This is a genomic window from Nocardia sp. NPDC055050 (assembly GCF_053608345.1).
Genome location: NZ_JBSGVG010000011.1, coordinates 172,769 through 187,451 on the forward strand (window position 1 = coordinate 172,769; position 14,683 = coordinate 187,451).

At 68.2% G+C, this 14,683-nt stretch carries 17 protein-coding genes; 10 read left to right on the forward strand and 7 right to left on the reverse strand.

What is annotated here, in order from left to right; genetic code table 11:
• Positions 1 to 13: 13 nt before the first annotated feature.
• On the forward strand, positions 14 to 913 hold the full coding sequence (locus tag ACWGCN_RS14535) for a universal stress protein (protein ID WP_378987232.1): 900 nt from the start codon (positions 14 to 16) through the stop codon (positions 911 to 913).
• A gap of 78 nt (positions 914 to 991) precedes the next feature.
• On the opposite strand, the gene ACWGCN_RS14540 is transcribed toward ACWGCN_RS14535, so the two are convergent.
• From ACWGCN_RS14540 to ACWGCN_RS14550, 3 genes are all read right to left on the reverse strand, one after another.
• Positions 992 to 1,978, reverse strand: coding sequence for an Acg family FMN-binding oxidoreductase (locus tag ACWGCN_RS14540; RefSeq protein ID WP_452460029.1), 987 nt, complete (start codon positions 1,976 to 1,978; stop codon positions 992 to 994).
• A gap of 85 nt (positions 1,979 to 2,063) precedes the next feature.
• Positions 2,064 to 2,972: a universal stress protein gene (locus ACWGCN_RS14545; protein ID WP_452460028.1), complete on the reverse strand. Its 909-nt coding sequence runs from the start codon at positions 2,970 to 2,972 to the stop codon at positions 2,064 to 2,066.
• Positions 2,973 to 3,091: 119 nt separating this feature from the next.
• Positions 3,092 to 3,478, reverse strand: coding sequence for an SDR family NAD(P)-dependent oxidoreductase (locus tag ACWGCN_RS14550; RefSeq protein WP_452460027.1), 387 nt, complete (start codon positions 3,476 to 3,478; stop codon positions 3,092 to 3,094).
• Between the two features lie 192 nt (positions 3,479 to 3,670).
• Here ACWGCN_RS14550 and ACWGCN_RS14555 point away from each other — a divergent pair, with 192 nt between their 5' ends.
• Entirely contained in the window at positions 3,671 to 4,669 is a 999-nt protein-coding gene (locus ACWGCN_RS14555; RefSeq protein WP_452460026.1) for an Acg family FMN-binding oxidoreductase, read from the forward strand.
• Entirely contained in the window at positions 4,647 to 5,654 is a 1,008-nt protein-coding gene (locus ACWGCN_RS14560) for an Acg family FMN-binding oxidoreductase (RefSeq protein WP_452460025.1), read from the forward strand. The genes ACWGCN_RS14555 and ACWGCN_RS14560 overlap by 23 nt, the downstream gene beginning before the upstream one ends.
• Positions 5,655 to 5,702: 48 nt before the next feature.
• Here ACWGCN_RS14560 and ACWGCN_RS14565 read toward each other — a convergent pair whose 3' ends face one another.
• The gene (locus ACWGCN_RS14565; RefSeq protein WP_452460031.1) at positions 5,703 to 6,299 is read right to left on the reverse strand and encodes a TetR family transcriptional regulator; all 597 of its coding nucleotides are present in this window, start codon (positions 6,297 to 6,299) and stop codon (positions 5,703 to 5,705) included.
• Here ACWGCN_RS14565 and ACWGCN_RS14570 point away from each other — a divergent pair.
• From ACWGCN_RS14570 to ACWGCN_RS14580, 3 genes are all read left to right on the forward strand, one after another.
• A complete protein-coding gene (locus tag ACWGCN_RS14570) occupies positions 6,250 to 6,378 on the forward strand; it encodes a hypothetical protein (protein WP_452460032.1) in 129 nt (42 codons plus the stop codon). The two genes, ACWGCN_RS14565 and ACWGCN_RS14570, sit on opposite strands and share 50 nt — an antisense overlap.
• A gap of 209 nt (positions 6,379 to 6,587) precedes the next feature.
• Positions 6,588 to 7,910 carry a wax ester/triacylglycerol synthase family O-acyltransferase gene (locus ACWGCN_RS14575; protein WP_452460024.1) on the forward strand — a complete coding sequence of 441 codons (1,323 nt, stop codon included), beginning with the start codon at positions 6,588 to 6,590 and terminating at the stop codon, positions 7,908 to 7,910.
• A 5-nt stretch (positions 7,911 to 7,915) separates the two neighbouring features.
• Complete coding sequence (locus ACWGCN_RS14580; RefSeq protein ID WP_378987211.1) at positions 7,916 to 8,494, forward strand: Rv1733c family protein; 579 nt, start codon at positions 7,916 to 7,918, stop codon at positions 8,492 to 8,494.
• 207 nt (positions 8,495 to 8,701) lie between these two features.
• Here ACWGCN_RS14580 and ACWGCN_RS14585 read toward each other — a convergent pair whose 3' ends face one another.
• Together ACWGCN_RS14585 and ACWGCN_RS14590 are read right to left on the reverse strand one after the other, a co-directional pair.
• Positions 8,702 to 9,037, reverse strand: coding sequence for a hypothetical protein (locus tag ACWGCN_RS14585; protein WP_452460023.1), 336 nt, complete (start codon positions 9,035 to 9,037; stop codon positions 8,702 to 8,704).
• Between the two features lie 732 nt (positions 9,038 to 9,769).
• Positions 9,770 to 10,459, reverse strand: coding sequence for a TetR family transcriptional regulator (locus ACWGCN_RS14590; RefSeq protein ID WP_452460022.1), 690 nt, complete (start codon positions 10,457 to 10,459; stop codon positions 9,770 to 9,772).
• Between the two features lie 99 nt (positions 10,460 to 10,558).
• On the opposite strand from ACWGCN_RS14590, the gene ACWGCN_RS14595 reads away from it, so the two are divergent.
• From ACWGCN_RS14595 to ACWGCN_RS14605, 3 genes are all read left to right on the forward strand, one after another.
• Positions 10,559 to 11,473: an SDR family oxidoreductase gene (locus ACWGCN_RS14595; protein WP_452460021.1), complete on the forward strand. Its 915-nt coding sequence runs from the start codon at positions 10,559 to 10,561 to the stop codon at positions 11,471 to 11,473.
• A gap of 39 nt (positions 11,474 to 11,512) precedes the next feature.
• Positions 11,513 to 12,190, forward strand: coding sequence for an epimerase (locus ACWGCN_RS14600; protein ID WP_452460020.1), 678 nt, complete (start codon positions 11,513 to 11,515; stop codon positions 12,188 to 12,190).
• 433 nt (positions 12,191 to 12,623) lie between these two features.
• A complete protein-coding gene (locus ACWGCN_RS14605) occupies positions 12,624 to 12,899 on the forward strand; it encodes a GlsB/YeaQ/YmgE family stress response membrane protein (protein ID WP_452460030.1) in 276 nt (91 codons plus the stop codon).
• A 180-nt stretch (positions 12,900 to 13,079) separates the two neighbouring features.
• On the opposite strand, the gene ACWGCN_RS14610 is transcribed toward ACWGCN_RS14605, so the two are convergent.
• A complete protein-coding gene (locus ACWGCN_RS14610; RefSeq protein WP_387443837.1) occupies positions 13,080 to 13,652 on the reverse strand; it encodes a TetR/AcrR family transcriptional regulator in 573 nt (190 codons plus the stop codon).
• 89 nt (positions 13,653 to 13,741) lie between these two features.
• On the opposite strand from ACWGCN_RS14610, the gene ACWGCN_RS14615 reads away from it, so the two are divergent.
• Positions 13,742 to 14,575 carry an oxidoreductase gene (locus ACWGCN_RS14615; RefSeq protein WP_452460019.1) on the forward strand — a complete coding sequence of 278 codons (834 nt, stop codon included), beginning with the start codon at positions 13,742 to 13,744 and terminating at the stop codon, positions 14,573 to 14,575.
• Positions 14,576 to 14,683: the final 108 nt, after the last annotated feature.

Genomic DNA, 14,683 nt, shown 5'->3' on the forward strand with positions numbered 1-14,683 from the left:
GAGAGGAGCGATGATGAGCGACGAGCACCAAGCCGAACACCGGCCCAGGCCGGTGCTGGCGGCGGTCGACGGTTCCGCGAGCTCGTATCAGGCCGCCGCGTGGGCGGCGGCCGAAGCCGCCCTGCACCACCTGCCACTGCACATTCTCACCTCGGGCGCGGTCCAGACCGGGTTCGGGCCCGGGATGTCACTGGGTGAGGCGGACCTGGAGTGGTTGCGCGTCGACGCCGAGCGGGTCGTCGGGGAGGCCGAGCGCGTCGCCCGCGCCGCGGTGCCCGACGAGGACCTCGCGATCACCACCGAGGTGAGTTTCGAGCTGGCCGCGCCGCTGCTGATCGAGCGCTCCACCTCGGCGCAGATCCTGGTGGTCGGCAGTCGCGGGCTCGGCGCGTTTCAGCGCGGTCTGCTCGGCTCGGTCAGCCGCGCCGTGGCCCAGCACGCGCATTGCCCGGTGGCGGTGATCCACGGCATGGCCGGGATCGATCCGGTGTCGGCGGCGCAGCCGGTACTGGTCGGCGTCGACGGCAGCGCCAACAGTGTGCCCGCGGTGGAACTCGCCTTCGACGAGGCGTCGCGGCGCAAGGTGGAGCTGGTCGCGTTGCACGCGTTCAGCGATTCCAGCGCGCTGGATCTGCCCGCGTTCGGGTGGGAAATGGGCAGGCAATCGGCTGAGGCCGATCTCGCCGAAGCGCTGGCGGGTTACGCAGAGCAGTATCCCGACGTGCCGGTCCGCCGCATCGTGGTCGCGAACCGGCCGGTGCGCTCGCTGCTCGACGAGTCGGCTTCGGCGCAGTTGCTGGTGGTCGGCAGCCACGGTCGAGGTGGCTTCTCCAGCATGCTGCTCGGGTCGACGAGCAACGCGCTCCTGCATTCGGTGGAGATCCCGACGATCGTGGTCCGCAGCAGACTGTGATCAGCGAACGGCTCGGCGAAATACTAAGGCGGCCACCGGAATCCGGTGGCCGCCTTCGCCTGTGTCGTCGTGGTCTGGTCATTGCACCGTGAGAATCTCGGCGAGTGACCTCCGCGGAGTGGGCGGTGGTTGCTGGTCGTCGGGAGCGGTCCCGATCCGTATGACGACCTGCGGAATGCCGGGATGGCCGATCAGGCTGCTCAGTAGCCGCCGTCCCGCGGTGAGCTCGGTGATGTGGGTGAGCGCGCAGCTCGACATCCCCGACGCGGTGCATTCGAGCAGCACCGCCGACAGCGCCTCCCCGGTGTGCAGCCACGTCGGCGGTGTCTCCTCCGTCGCTGTCAGCACGACCAGGCGGGCGTGATCGCGCAGTTCGCCGCGTCTGGCCGAGGGGCCCGGCTTCGGAAAGGCCCGGGCGACACCCACTCTGGCCTGTTCGGAGGCCGAGACCAGCGCCGAGGGCGGCACCCCCTCCGGTGTGCTGGGATGACCCGACCACCAGTGGAGTTCGCCCTGATAATCCATGTCGTAGCGGCGCAGGGCCGCGGACTGCTCGGAGGCGACCGACAGGCGCTCGCGGGCGTCCTCGTCGAGGACATCGAGGGTGACCTCGTGCGGCGAGACCAGATCGTCGAGGGCCGGCCGGACCGATCCCCACCCGATGGGTTCGGCCATCGGCAGCCGGTCGGTGTAGCGGCGGGTGATCGCGTCGGCGCGGCGGAAGACGCCCATCGGCGGGTCCGGCCACGGCTGGAACTCGAGGGTTGCCAGCAGCTCCGGCCGGGTCGGGTCGGGCAGCCGCAGGGTGTCGGTGCGCCAGCCCTTCGCGGCGAACGCGGTCCGCACGTGGTGCAGTGCCGCACCGCAGCTGATCACCGCTTGGCGCGCATGCGGATCGGCGGCGGTGAGCTGACGGTCGTGGTCACGGAACAGGTGCAGCCGGGTGCCGTCGAACACCCACCGCCACGGCTGGGTGTTGTGGACCGACGGTGCGCGGCACCCGAGGCGGATCGCCGCTCGGATCATGGGATGGTCGGGGACTGCGGTGGCTCGTTCATCGCTCATACCAGCAAGTCTCGTCCTTGCCAGGTATTTGCCGAGACGGTCTTTGCGCCCGTTCGGTGGGGACCTAATGCCCTCATCGCCCGGGTCAGTCGTGGTGCACGACCATGACCGGGCACTCGGCGTGCTGCACCAGCCAGTTGCTGGTCGAACCGAGCAGCAGACCACGGAACCCGCCCCGCCCTCGGCTGCCGACGACCAGGAGCTGCGCGGTTCGCGACCATTCGGCCAGCCGTTCGCGCGGTCCGTACACCTCGACCTCACGGCGCACGACGACATCGGGGAATCGCTCGGTCCAACCGGCGAGCCGTTCGGCCAGCAGTGCCGCTTCGGCGGTCTCGAAGTCGGCGATCGGCACCGATAGGTAACTGGCACCACCGAATTCGCCGCCCGAGAGATCACTCCAGCCGTGCACGGCGACCAGTTCCACTCCGCGCAGCGACGCTTCGGCGAACGCGGCGCCGATGGCGGGCTCGCCGACATGACTGCCGTCGACACCGACCACAACCGGTCCGGTCCGGCTGTCCGGGTCGGGGCCGCGCACGATGACGACCGCGCCCTGCGCGTGGGAAGTCACCGCGAGCAGCGTCGACCCCAGGTGGGCGATCGAGCCCGCCCACGGCGCGACCCCGAGGACGACCAGATGCGCGTGCGCCGACGCCGCGATGAGCGTCCGGGCCGGATTGCCGTTGGCGAGCTCGGTGGTGACGGTGATCGCCGGGGCAATGGTGTGCGCCTGCTCGCGAGCCTCGGTCAGTACGCGTTCGGCGGCGAGCCGGATGTCTTGCATCGTGGCGTAGATGAACGCGTCGTAGGCGCTGCGCGGGGTGCGGTCGGCGATCGGCGCGGTGCAGTGCACGATGTGCAGCGCGCGTTCGCGGGCGGCGGCAGTGCGGGCTGCCCAGCGCACGGCGGCGGCGGATCCGTCCGATCCGTCGATTCCGACGACCACCGCGGCGGACGACACCAGGTGCGGGTTCTCGCTGTACTGAGTCATGGTCGGCCTTTCTGGCTGGTGGGCTGATCGCAGGCCGACGCTACGGACTCGGCGCGTGCGCCCGCGGTGTCCACGCCGGTGCGGTGTGCTGAAATCGACCGGAAAACCGGGTACGCCGGTCAGGCGGGGACCACGAGTGCGGCCCGGTGCATACCGAGCCAGGCGCCGACGAGCTTCACGTCGAGGACGTGGCGGAACTGTGCCGGTGATTCCGACTCCACACCGCCGAAGTCGAGAATGCCCGTGTTGTTCACCAGCACCGCCAACGGCCCGAACGTCGCTTCGGCGTCGTCGAGCACGTGCCGCCACTTGTTCTCATCGGTGACGTCGAGATGGCGGAACACCGCCTGGGAGCCGAGTTCGGCCGCGGTGGACCTGCCGTCCCGGTCGAGTATGTCAGCGACGACGACCCCGGCGCCGGACTTGACGAGGGTGTGCGCGACGGCCGCGCCGATGCCGCGCGCCGCACCGGTGACGACGACGCTGCGTCCATGCAGATCGAACACGATGATCGAACCTTTCCTGTGGGGGTACGGCTCCTTCTCAGCCTGCTCGCCCCGGCCACGCCCAGGAAGTGCTGCATGGCAGGCCGACGGGTGACCTGAAGTCCTTCCGAACGGGGTCGTCGTGCCCTTATCCGTGCCTCGCGCTGCTGCGATCGTGGGAGGACGGATCGTTTCGACGAAGGACGGACACCCATGGAACGCGGACTGCCTGACGACGACACCGTGAAGGCGGCGCTGGTGCTGTCCGGGCGCGCCCCGTCCGTGCACAATGTGCAGCCCTGGCGCTGGCGCGTCGCCGACCACAGCATTCACCTCTATCTCGACACCGGCCGCGCGCTGCCCGCGACCGATCCCGACTACCGCGACATCGTGATCAGTTGCGGTGCGGCCCTGCATCACCTGTCGGTGGCGCTGACGGCGATGGGCTGGGCGCCGGTGATCCGCCGGATCCCCGACCCCGCCGCACCGGATCACCTGGCGGCCTTGACCCTGGTACCGCACCGGCCCACCGCGCTCGACATCGAGCTGAGCAAGGCCATCACCGTCCGGCGGACCGATCGGCGCCATTACACCTCGTGGCCGGTCCCGCCCGGCTACCTCGGTTTGTTCACCGAGCGGGCCGCGGTACTGGGTGCGGTGGTGCGCCGGATCGGCGACCGGGAACGGGTGAAGGCCGCTGCCCGGCAGGCGGACAGAATTCACGCCGCCGACGAGTCCTATCGGTTCGAACTCGCGATGTGGTCGGGCAGGCACAGCAGCGCCGACGGCGTCCCCGCCCGCAATGTGCCGCCCGGCGGGCCTGCCGATGACTTCCCGCCCCGGGCGTACGCCGCCGCCGAATTCACCGATCCGGCAGGCGGACCCGATCACGCCGAGTTGCTGGTGATCGGGACCGGTGCCGACGATCGGTTGTCGCGGTTGCGCGCGGGGGAGGCGATCAGCAGCGTGTTGCTGACGGCGACCGGAATCGGACTCGCCACCTGCCTGCTCACCGAACCGCTCGAGGTCGCCGCCGAGCGCGCGGAGATCCGCAACGACCTGCTGTCCGACACCATCTATCCGCAGGCGTTCCTGCGCGTCGGATGGGCGCCGGACAGCGCCGACCTCCCTCCCGAAACGCCACGGCGACGGATCGAGGACCTGATGATCGGAGAGGACGAGGTATCCGATGACCAGCAGCTCCAGCCCTGACATCGACACTGTCCGTACCGTTTTCGGCCACGCCTCGCGCGCGCCGTCGCTGCACAACAGTCAACCGTGGCGCTGGCGGTGGGACGGCACCACCGCGGCGCTGTCCGTCGACCCCGAGCGGCTGCTCCCCGCGACCGACATGTTCAACCGCGAAGGCGTGGTCGGGGCCGGGGTGATGCTGAATCACGCCGAAGTCGCGTGGGGTGCGGCGGGGTGGCAGACCCGGGTGACCACGTTCCCTGACCCGGCCGTCCGCAGCCACCTCGCCTCGCTCGAACCCGTGTGCCCGCACGACCCCACCGAACCGGAACAACTACTCGGCGAGGCGATCGAACGGCGCTATAGCGACCGGATGCCGATGTCGGAGCCGTCGGGTTGGCAGACCACGTCCCAGATTCTGGAGTTCATCGCCGGCCGATCCGGCACGACCACAACCTTTCTCGACCCGGCCGCGTCGGCCGCACTGCACCAGATCTCGGCGATGACCGCCGGATTCCGTCGCTACGACCCCAAGTACCAAGCGGAGCTGAGCTGGTGGACCGCGGGCCCCGACGCGGGCCGAGCCGGCCTGCCCGCCGCCGTGCTGCCGACCACCCTCGACCGATCCCGCATACCGATCGGGCGCGAATTCCCGGCGGGGACAGCGGGTCCGGCCGGAGACGGCAATGATGAGGCGATGGTCGCGGTGCTGTCCACCACCGGAGATGCGGCGACCGACCTGCTCGACTGTGGACGCGCGCTCTCGGCCGTGCTGCTCGAGTGCACGGCGCAGGGCCTCTCGACCTGCGCCATCTCCCACGTCGTGGAAATTCCATCGGCCAGAGCCAAGGTGGCCGAACTTGTCGGACAGCGTTACCCACAGGTGCTGGTGCGAATCGGCTGTGCGCGCACGGAACCGCCACCGCGTACCCCTCGCCGGACCCTCGACAGTTTTCTCGAAATCAGCCTCGCCGACGACACCTCAGACGCCCGCCGACCAGGCTGACCAGTTCCGATGATGGGAATAGGGCCTGATTCGAAGGGACTTTATCCTCTATTTGCCCGTCGATTGCGGATGGTGGGATCGGGGCCCGTGAAACGCTCTGCCCCAAGGATGTGAGGTTCTCAGGTGACAACTGAAGTTCTCCGATATCGCCCCCGAACTCTCATGGCGACGAGCGAGCTGTATGTCATCGCCCGGCTCGACTTCGGTGACGCCGCGGCCGATCTCTACAGCAGCGAGGTCTATTGCGACCACGCCGACGACGGCGCGATCTCCGCCCGCACCACCGCGAGCTGGTCGCGGTCCCTGCCCCTCGCGCCGAACATGCCGACCGACCTGGATGGACTCGACCGAACGCTGGCCACGGCCGGCTACTTCCGCACCGGCGACTGGCGCGTGCGGGTCACGGCCAGCGGCGCCGTGCGCTACTTCGCCGACGCCACCTCCGGACATCGAGGAGCAGATGACCGGCATCTTGATCACCCGCAGCCGCGGCTCGATTTCGGCAGGCCGCTGCGGTAGAACTGCACGCCCGTGATCAGCGCTCGCACCAGCCCGGCATCGCGAGCGGTCGCTGAAGTAGCGGTACACCGTGCCGATGCTGACGCCGGCCGCCACCGCGATCCGGTTGGTCGAGGTCTCGGTGATCCCGCGCTCCCCGAACAGCTCCGGCGCGGCGTCGAGAATCTGGTTCCGGGTCGCCTCGGCTCGATCCTGCGTGGGCTGACGGCGAGGACGAGGGGGCACGCGGTACTCCTTACCGTTCACGACACTGAGCGGCAGCACAGCGTATGTGACGGGCCGCAGGGCAGAGCCGTTCGGCAGTCGGCGATGGACCATCTGCTCTTACCGTCCCCGACCGCCCGGCGTGAGGATTGATGTAGGTCCCCGCCGCGGTGACCGGCCCACCCAATCGTCTACTTCGAGGTCGATCTGATGACTGAGCTGCATCCTCTGGATTCGGGGTTCATGGAGTTGGAGGACACCGACCGGCACATCAGCCTCGGCATCGGTGCCGTCGCGATTGTGGCGGGACCGGCGCCGACCCGCGCGGAGTTCGACGCCATCCTCACCGACGCGCTCGACCGCAACGAACGTCTCCGGCAGCGAGTCCGCACTTCGCCGCTGGAGCTGAAGGCCGCGGTGTGGGAGGACGACCCCGATTTCGCACTGGCTCACCACCGCCGGTGGACGGCCCTGCCTCAACCGTGTGACGAACCGATGCTGCGCGAGCTCGTCGCCACCGAACTGGCGGAGCGGTTCGACCGCGATCATCCGCTGTGGCAATGCGTGGTCATCGAGCATGTGGCCGGCGGACGCTGGGCCTTGCTGCTCAAAGCCCACCACAGCATGGTCGACGGCGTTTCGGGGATCGCGTTGTTCGAACGGCTCTGTGATCCGCCGCCGGGTGGTGACCGGAAACCTGTGACGGCACAGCGCAGTTCGCGAACCGGCCGCGTGGCCGGCACTCTCCGGTTGCCGTTGACGGTGCCTCGGCTCGCCTTCTCGATGGTGCGCGGTCTGGTCCCGGTCGTCACCGCGGCGCTCACCCCGACGGCATCGTCGTCGCTGAACGGTCCCATCGGCAGGCAGCGGCGATTCGCGGTCGCCAGGGCGTCGCTGACCGAAGCTCGCGAGATCGGCGGGGTCTTCGGCGTCACGGTCAACGATGTGGTGCTGGCCGCTATCGCGTCGGCCTATCGGGCGGTGCTGTCCCTGCGCGGTGAGGAGCCGACGGCCGGAAAGTTGCGGGTGCTGGTTCCGGTGTCCGTCCGGCCGCCCGGCGCCGAAGACATCGCCGACAACCGTGTCTCGGTGATGATGCCCTTCCTGCCGATCGAGCTCACCGATCCCGTCGAACGGCTCGCCACCGTGCACGATCGCGTCGCTCGGCACCGCGCGAAAGGCGAGGCCGAGGCGGAGAAATCGGTGCTGGCGATGGCTGAATGGCTACCCCACGCGGTCGTGGCACGAGCTTTCCAGCTGGCCGGGCACTTCCCGCAGCGCAGCGTCGCCGCCCTGGCGACCAATGTCGTCGGCCCGCGCCGGGTGCTGTCATTGCGGGGACGCGAGGTGCTGGAAATCCTGCCCTGCATCCCCATCGCGATGCGCCTGCGCACAACGATCGCCATCCTCAGCTATCACGATCAGCTCGTCTTCGGGATCACCGGCGACTACGACACCACCCCCGATATCGACGCGATCAGCGCGGGCATCGAGCAGGGGATAGCCGAATTGCTGGCCCGGGCAAGGGAGTGATCGCGATGACGTCGTCGACATTCCGGACCGACGCGGTGTTCTCGCGCGTGGCGCGCTGGTGGCGGTGCCGCCCGTGGAACACCAACTCGCTGATGCGATGGCCGGATCGGCTGGGCGCCGCGGTGCGGTTGCTCGCCGTCGTCGTCGTGCTGGCCGCGGTGCCGGTGGCCGGTGCGGTCGGCAGCGTCGCCTACTCCGACGACGCCGCGCGGATCCGTGTCGAGCACGCGCAAACGACTGCCGTCGAGGCACTGGTGCTGGACCGGCCCGAATACACTTCACTACATATCCGGCAGGCCGAGGTGACCTGGACCGGTGCCTCAGGGCCGGTCGTGGCCACCGTGCCGGTCAGTCGCACGGTCGACAAGGGTGATCGAATCTCGGTGTGGCTGAACCGATCCGGCGACCCGGTGGACGCACCGAGGCCACCGATCGCCGCGGTCATGAACGCGATCGGCGTCACCGTGCTGATCATGGCCGGTGCCGGGCTGGCCGCGTGGTGCTCGATCACCTGCGCGGAATGGTTCGCGACCCGGCGTCATTTCGCGGCGTTGGACCGCCAGATGCCGCAACTGGACCGGTGAACGAGCACCCTTGCGGCACAGTCGATCCCAGAGCTCAGCGGGCGCTTCAACCTGCGTGCGAACGCACCGCCACGCTCGGTGAGCGCCCAGGGATTCCCGGACTCGACCACCGGCCTTCGCTCAGGGCGACGACGTGGTCAGCGGCCATGATCGTGTGCAGACGATGCGTCGCGACGATAACGGTCCGCTGACCCGGCATATGTTCGATCATGGCGGCGGCTTGTTGTTGAACTTCCACGAACCGTAGCTCGACAAGCAGAGGGTGGTCTCCTTGCGGGTGTTGAGGTAGGACGTTGTGTGGCGCGGGCAGCTGTCGTCACTGTGGTAGCCGGTGTTGATCTGAAGGATCCTGTCGACCAAGTCGTCATCCGGCTGCGAATCGCACGGCACAACCTTGTAACTCTCCTCGTAGGCACCGGATTCGCGGAAGACGCAGTCCCCGACTTTCGCGTTCTCGATGGCGTCAGCAGGGTAGCTGGTGGGAGCGCAGGCCACGGTCATCACTGTCAGTGCGATCCCCGTGACACCCCAGAGCCGTGTCATCAATGTGTGAATTCCCCTCATCACTCGGCAAGGATGGAATCGTATGTCGCGCATCGCCAGCCTGGTCCACGATCGGATCGACCAGCGCACGAACAAGCGCACTGCGGCGAACCCGAAGGCCCACTGACTGTTCCCGGGCCCGCGCGCAGGCCAACCGCTCCGGCCCGGAACGTTCGGCCGGCAATCTTCCATCGGCCGGCGTCCCTGCCATCCCGGCCGCGTCTCGGCCCTGCGGCAATTCCTCCTGCAAGCACCGGCACCGGGCGTCGCCGACGCTCTCGGACTCCACTACACCACCCCGCTCACCCCCACCGCGAACACGCCGTCGACTCCTGGAAGGCGCCACGGACCGAACACCGGTGGAAAGCGCTGGTGGACTCGAGCTATGCGCTGCGCGCTGTGGGTACGTCGAGCTAGCCGTTCAGCTCGAGATGAGCGTCCTGCCCTACCTGGATCGAGCGCGCAGACCGGGCCACCGCGAAGGCCTCGTGGCGACGGTGTAGGCCAAACAGGTCGTACGCGGGCTTGTCGCAGACCTCGGTGGGATCGAGACTGCCCGGGCCGCCCGTCTGGTCATCGCCACGGGTAAGAAGAAGGGCCGCCACCCCTCACCGGCCACGGTTCTGCGGATCCCGCGAGACCACGACCAGAAGGCCGCGGCGGCCGCCGGATCCGAGGCGGGCGGCGCGGGCTGACTGCCGCGATCCTGGGTGAGCCGCCGGCCGGTCGACGTTATGGGCGAAACAGGTCGGTGGGCCGATCGTGCTGCCGGACGATCAGACCGGAGATCGCGACTGCGGCGGTTCGGCGCACGACATCGATGAAGTTCACCCGCATCGCCGCCAGCGCGGGATCGGAAGCGTAAGCGGCGGTCATCGCGTCGGAAGGGTGACTGCACGGCCAGGCGGCCATGGCCATCAGCAGAGTCGTCTCGATCAGCGTGCCCGCCCCGGTATCGCCAAGCTCGGGCACCTGCCTGCAGATCAGGGCTTGGAGCGCGCTCAGCGATCGCTGGGCGGCATGTTTGTGGCCGATGGCCAGGTCGGTGGAGATGTTGCGTTCGAGAACGGCGCCCTGGGCGCTGAGCAGATCGCACAGCACCGGCCGGGCGGCCAGCGACGTGGCGAGCAGCGTGGCGAGCTCGTCGCCACGCTCGGTCACCGACCCGGTACCCGAGCCCACCGTGCGATCGAGTTCGCCGATCCACTCCTGCAATTCGGTGTCGAGCAGTTCGAGCAGGATGGCTTCGCGGGACTCGAAGTAGCGCAGCACGTTGACCTTGGCCAGGCAGGTGCGGCGGCTCAGTTCGTTGAGGCTGAGCTTGGCCACCGGTGTCTCGCGCAGCATCGCGGCCGCGGTGTCCAGGATCTGGCGCCGGCGCTGGGTGCGCTGTTCGTCGGTGCGGGCTCGCTGGAAAGTCACCACCCAAGACTAAAGTACCGCCGGTTCGTTGACAACAAACCGGTGGTACTTTACCGTGGGCCCCACGCAAGATACCGGCAGTACTTAAAGGAGTTCACGATGTATCAGGTCCCCGACCAGCACGGAAAGCTCGCCGTCGTCACCGGCGCGAACAGCGGCACCGGCAAAGAAGCCGCCAAACGTCTCGCCGGAGCCGGTGCCGAGGTCATCCTGGCGGTACGCACGCCCGCCAAGGGCCATCAGGCCGCCGCCGAGATCCGGGCCGCTCACCCCGATGCCCAAGTCCAGGTTCACCGGCTGGACCTGGCCGACCTGTCGTCGGTGCGGTCGTTCACCGCCGCGCTGAGCGCCGACGGCCGCCCCCTGGATCTGCTGCTCAACAATGCCGGGGTGATGAACGTGCCCCAGCGCACCGAAACCGCGGACGGCTTCGAGCTCCAGCTGGGCAGCAACTTCCTCGGTCCGTTCGCCGTGACCACCGGCCTGCTGCCGCTGCTGCTCGACGCACCCGCACCCCGGGTCGCCACGATGAGCAGCGGAACCGCCAACCGCGCGAAGATCGATTTCGAGGACTTGCAGTCGGTGCGCGACTACAGCCCGACCCGCGCCTATGCCCAGTCCAAGCTGGCGGACATGCTGATGATGGTGCACCTGGCCGAACTCGCCGAACAACGCGGCTGGAACCTGGTCTCGGCCGGCGCGCACCCCGGCTACACCCGCACCAACCTGATGACCTCCGGTCCCACCCTCAACGGCGGCCGCCCCGGCCTGCTCGAGACGATCGCCTACAAGATCGTGCCCTCCCAGGCCCCGGAACAGGGCGCCGAGCCGCTGCTCTACGCCGCGACGAGCCCCGACGCGGTCTCCGGCGGGTACTACGGACCCCGATGGGCGATGGTCGGCCCGACCAAGCCCGTCGCGCTGCCGCGACCCGGCCGCGACCGAGCGACCGCTGCCCGGCTGTGGGCCGAAGCCGAAAATCTCACCGGTGCGGTGATTCCCGGCCCTCGCTGACATCCACGCACGATCCCGACACACTCGAGGAGTCAGAACATGAAAGTGGCGATCTTCGGCGCGAGCGGCCTGATCGGCGACGGGTTCCTCCAGGAAAGCCTGCGCGCCCACGACGTCACCGAGGTCCTCACGATCGGGCGCACCCCATCGGGGCTCACACACCCGAAACTGCGCCACCTCACCCACAGCGACTTCACCGACTTCACCGGCCTCGGCAACGAACTCGCCGACATCGACGCCTGCTTCTGGGCCCTGGGCGTCTCCGCGAGCCTGGTCGACGCCGCAGAGTACGAACGAATCACCTACGGCTACACCAGCATCGCAGCCCAGTACATCGCTGCCACCCGCCCCGAGGCCACCTTCGTCTACGTCTCCGGCGGTGGGACCGACAGCACAGAACAGGGCCGGAGCCGGTGGGCCCGGGTCAAAGGCCGCACCGAGAACCTGATCATCGCGACCTTCCCCAAGGGATACGCCCTACGGCCAGGATTCGTCCTGCCCGCACACCACAAGCGTTCCAACACCACGGCCTACCGCTGGGGCGCGACCGCCATCACCCCGCTGATCCCGTTGCTACGGCGACTCGGGCTGGCACCGGCCCTGATCACCGACACCGGACAGCTCGGCCGAACCGCGCTCCACCTCGCCCGCCACGGCTGGCCCGACCACGTCCTGGAAAACCGGGCCATCACCGCAGCCGCAGCACCACACCCATGACCGGACCGTTCAGCACCTGCTCACCGAAGGAATCCGGGACAGCTGAACACGACTTCGAGCACCACTGAAACGACTTCGAACATCGACAGTCGACGCCACTTATCGCTCGGGTCACACCGCTCATCGTTGCGTCGGCGGTCAACAGCCCGAAGCAGGCGTACGAGTGCCGGCGCTTTCGAACTGAGAGGCATGACACAACCTCGAATTCCCTTTTCCGGCAGCATCAAATAGGCGAGTGGTCCGCTCGACTCCACGGTCGGCGAGGCCGTGGAGCTGCCAGGCGCAAAACGGCCATGCCAGTTTCCACGTCGTTTCCGGCCAACGACTCGCGGGACTGCCGCTTCGGCTGATTGGCTGCGCCATGCCGGGGTATGCCGCGATCGGACGAGCGCACCGGATGCTCGTCAGCACATTCAGACGATGGGAGCAGGCCATGCTCGGTCTAGGTATTCTCGGATGGATCATCATCGGCGGACTCGCCGGATGGATCGCCAGCAAGATCATGAAAACCGATGCCCAGCAAGGAATCCTGCTCAACATCGTCGTCGGCGTCATCGGCGGTCTGCTCGGAGGATTCCTGCTCGAACTGCTCGGGGTGGACGTCGAAGGTGGCGGACTGTGGTTCAGCTTCTTCACCTGCATCGCCGGCGCGGTCGTTCTGTTGTTCCTCGTCAAGCTGGTCACCGGCCGCCATGGAGCCTCGCGATAGCCTTGTTCGACTCCGATATCGGACGCGCGGCCCGAAGCCTTTGGCTTCGGGCCGTTTTCGGATGTCGTGGGGCGCGCATTCGACCTGAACGATCGGCGTCGCGGTCTCCAGACGCACGCGTGGGCGGGAGGGTCAGTGACTAGAACGTGCCCAGCCCAGGGTCGCGACACTCCGGGCTGATCAACCAACCGTTCGGGTGTGGGCGCTCAGGCCGGGCAAGACCAGCATGAGCCAGCGTTCGCGCGCGGCAGGGGACCGGTCGATCGGAGCAGTGGAGAACAGCAGGTAGATGTCGGCGACGGTGACATCGGGGTGGACATTGCCGTCGGCTTGCCCGGCGCGGATGAGCGTGGCCAGTGCGGCGCCGGCGCGCTGTTCGTCGGTCTGTACCCGGAGATCGGCGCCGAGGGTCTGTGCCGCTGCTTTGGCAGCGTGATTGATGGCCGAGACCTCCACGACCCGTCGCAAGAACGCCGTGATCTCGTGCGTGGCGTCCGCGCCGCCCGCGACACGATCGCACGCCGCTTCGGCGTCATCGGCGACCTGGGCCACATATTCGGCCACGATGGCGGTGACCAGGTCTGCCTTGGTCGGGAAATGACGGTAGAGGGTGCCGACGGCAACCCCGGCCGCAGTCGCGATCTCGTTCATCCCCACGTCGGGTCCGTGCGTGGTGATCTGTTCACGGGCGGCGGACACGATCTTGCCGCGGTTGCGGATCGCGTCGGCGCGCTGCGGTCTGGCCTCGGTCATGAACTTCTCCCACAGGGTCCTTGCGTGAAGATGAATACTCGTTCACGATAGAACATGAATTGTTGTTCACCTTACCGACAGGAGACGACATGACCGACAAGATCGCCCTCGTCACCGGAGCCTCCTCCGGTATCGGCGAAGCTACTGCCCGCAAACTCGCCACCCTCGGCTACACCGTCTACGGCGCCGCCCGCCGCACCGACCGGTTACAGAAACTGGCCGCCGACGGGATCCGCCCGCTGGCCATGGACGTCACCGACGACGCCTCTGTGCGCGCCGGTATCGAACTCGTCGTGGCCGAGACCGGGCGCATCGACGTGCTGGTCAACAACGCCGGATACGGCTCCTACGGTGCGGTCGAGGACGTGCCACTCGACGAGGCCCGCTACCAGTTCGAGGTCAACGTCTTCGGCGCCGCGCGCCTGGCCCAGTTGGCCCTGCCGCACATGCGTGAACAGCGCAGCGGCACCATCGTCAACATCACCTCCATGGGTGGCAAGATCTACACCCCGCTCGGCGGCTGGTACCACGGCACCAAATTCGCTCTCGAAGGGCTCAGCGACTGCCTGCGGCTCGAGGCCAAGTCCTTCGGCGTCGACGTGGTCGTCATCGAACCCGGCGGTATCCGTACCGAGTGGGGCGGCATCGCCGCCGACCACTTGCGCAAGGTCTCCGGCGACGGTCCCTACTCGGCTCAGGCTGAAGCGGTGGCCGCCTCATTGGGCCCGCAGGCCACCGTCGCCCGCCTTGGTTCCCCGCCGGAGGTGATCGCGGACGCGATCGGCAAGGCCGTCACCGCCCGCCGACCCAAGACCCGCTACCAGGTCGGGTTCGGTTCCCGACCACTGATCTTCCTGAAATGGTTGCTGCCCGACCGTGCCTTCGACGCACTTATCAAGCGCGCCACCGGTATCCGACACTGAATGCGAGCCGTCGCCGAGATCGTGGCCGGTGACAGCGCCACTTGGTACGGCCAGGAACCGGTCCTTCTTCACTTTCCTCCGCTGGCAGATTGATCGTCGAACTGTTCC

Bases quoted from the DNA above. Each gene is read 5' to 3' on its own strand.
- ACWGCN_RS14535 (WP_378987232.1), top strand. From the start codon at position 14: ATGAGCGACGAGCACCAAGCCGAACACCGGCCCAGGCCGGTGCTGGCG.
- ACWGCN_RS14540 (WP_452460029.1), bottom strand. From the start codon at position 1,978: ATGAGCGATGAACGAGCCACCGCAGTCCCCGACCATCCCATGATCCGA.
- ACWGCN_RS14545 (WP_452460028.1), bottom strand. From the start codon at position 2,972: ATGACTCAGTACAGCGAGAACCCGCACCTGGTGTCGTCCGCCGCGGTG.
- ACWGCN_RS14555 (WP_452460026.1), top strand. From the start codon at position 3,671: ATGGAACGCGGACTGCCTGACGACGACACCGTGAAGGCGGCGCTGGTG.
- ACWGCN_RS14560 (WP_452460025.1), top strand. From the start codon at position 4,647: ATGACCAGCAGCTCCAGCCCTGACATCGACACTGTCCGTACCGTTTTC.
- ACWGCN_RS14570 (WP_452460032.1), top strand. From the start codon at position 6,250: ATGCTGACGCCGGCCGCCACCGCGATCCGGTTGGTCGAGGTCTCGGTG.
- ACWGCN_RS14575 (WP_452460024.1), top strand. From the start codon at position 6,588: ATGACTGAGCTGCATCCTCTGGATTCGGGGTTCATGGAGTTGGAGGAC.
- ACWGCN_RS14580 (WP_378987211.1), top strand. From the start codon at position 7,916: ATGACGTCGTCGACATTCCGGACCGACGCGGTGTTCTCGCGCGTGGCG.
- ACWGCN_RS14585 (WP_452460023.1), bottom strand. From the start codon at position 9,037: ATGACACGGCTCTGGGGTGTCACGGGGATCGCACTGACAGTGATGACC.
- ACWGCN_RS14595 (WP_452460021.1), top strand. From the start codon at position 10,559: ATGTATCAGGTCCCCGACCAGCACGGAAAGCTCGCCGTCGTCACCGGC.
- ACWGCN_RS14600 (WP_452460020.1), top strand. From the start codon at position 11,513: ATGAAAGTGGCGATCTTCGGCGCGAGCGGCCTGATCGGCGACGGGTTC.
- ACWGCN_RS14605 (WP_452460030.1), top strand. From the start codon at position 12,624: ATGCTCGGTCTAGGTATTCTCGGATGGATCATCATCGGCGGACTCGCC.
- ACWGCN_RS14610 (WP_387443837.1), bottom strand. From the start codon at position 13,652: ATGACCGAGGCCAGACCGCAGCGCGCCGACGCGATCCGCAACCGCGGC.
- ACWGCN_RS14615 (WP_452460019.1), top strand. From the start codon at position 13,742: ATGACCGACAAGATCGCCCTCGTCACCGGAGCCTCCTCCGGTATCGGC.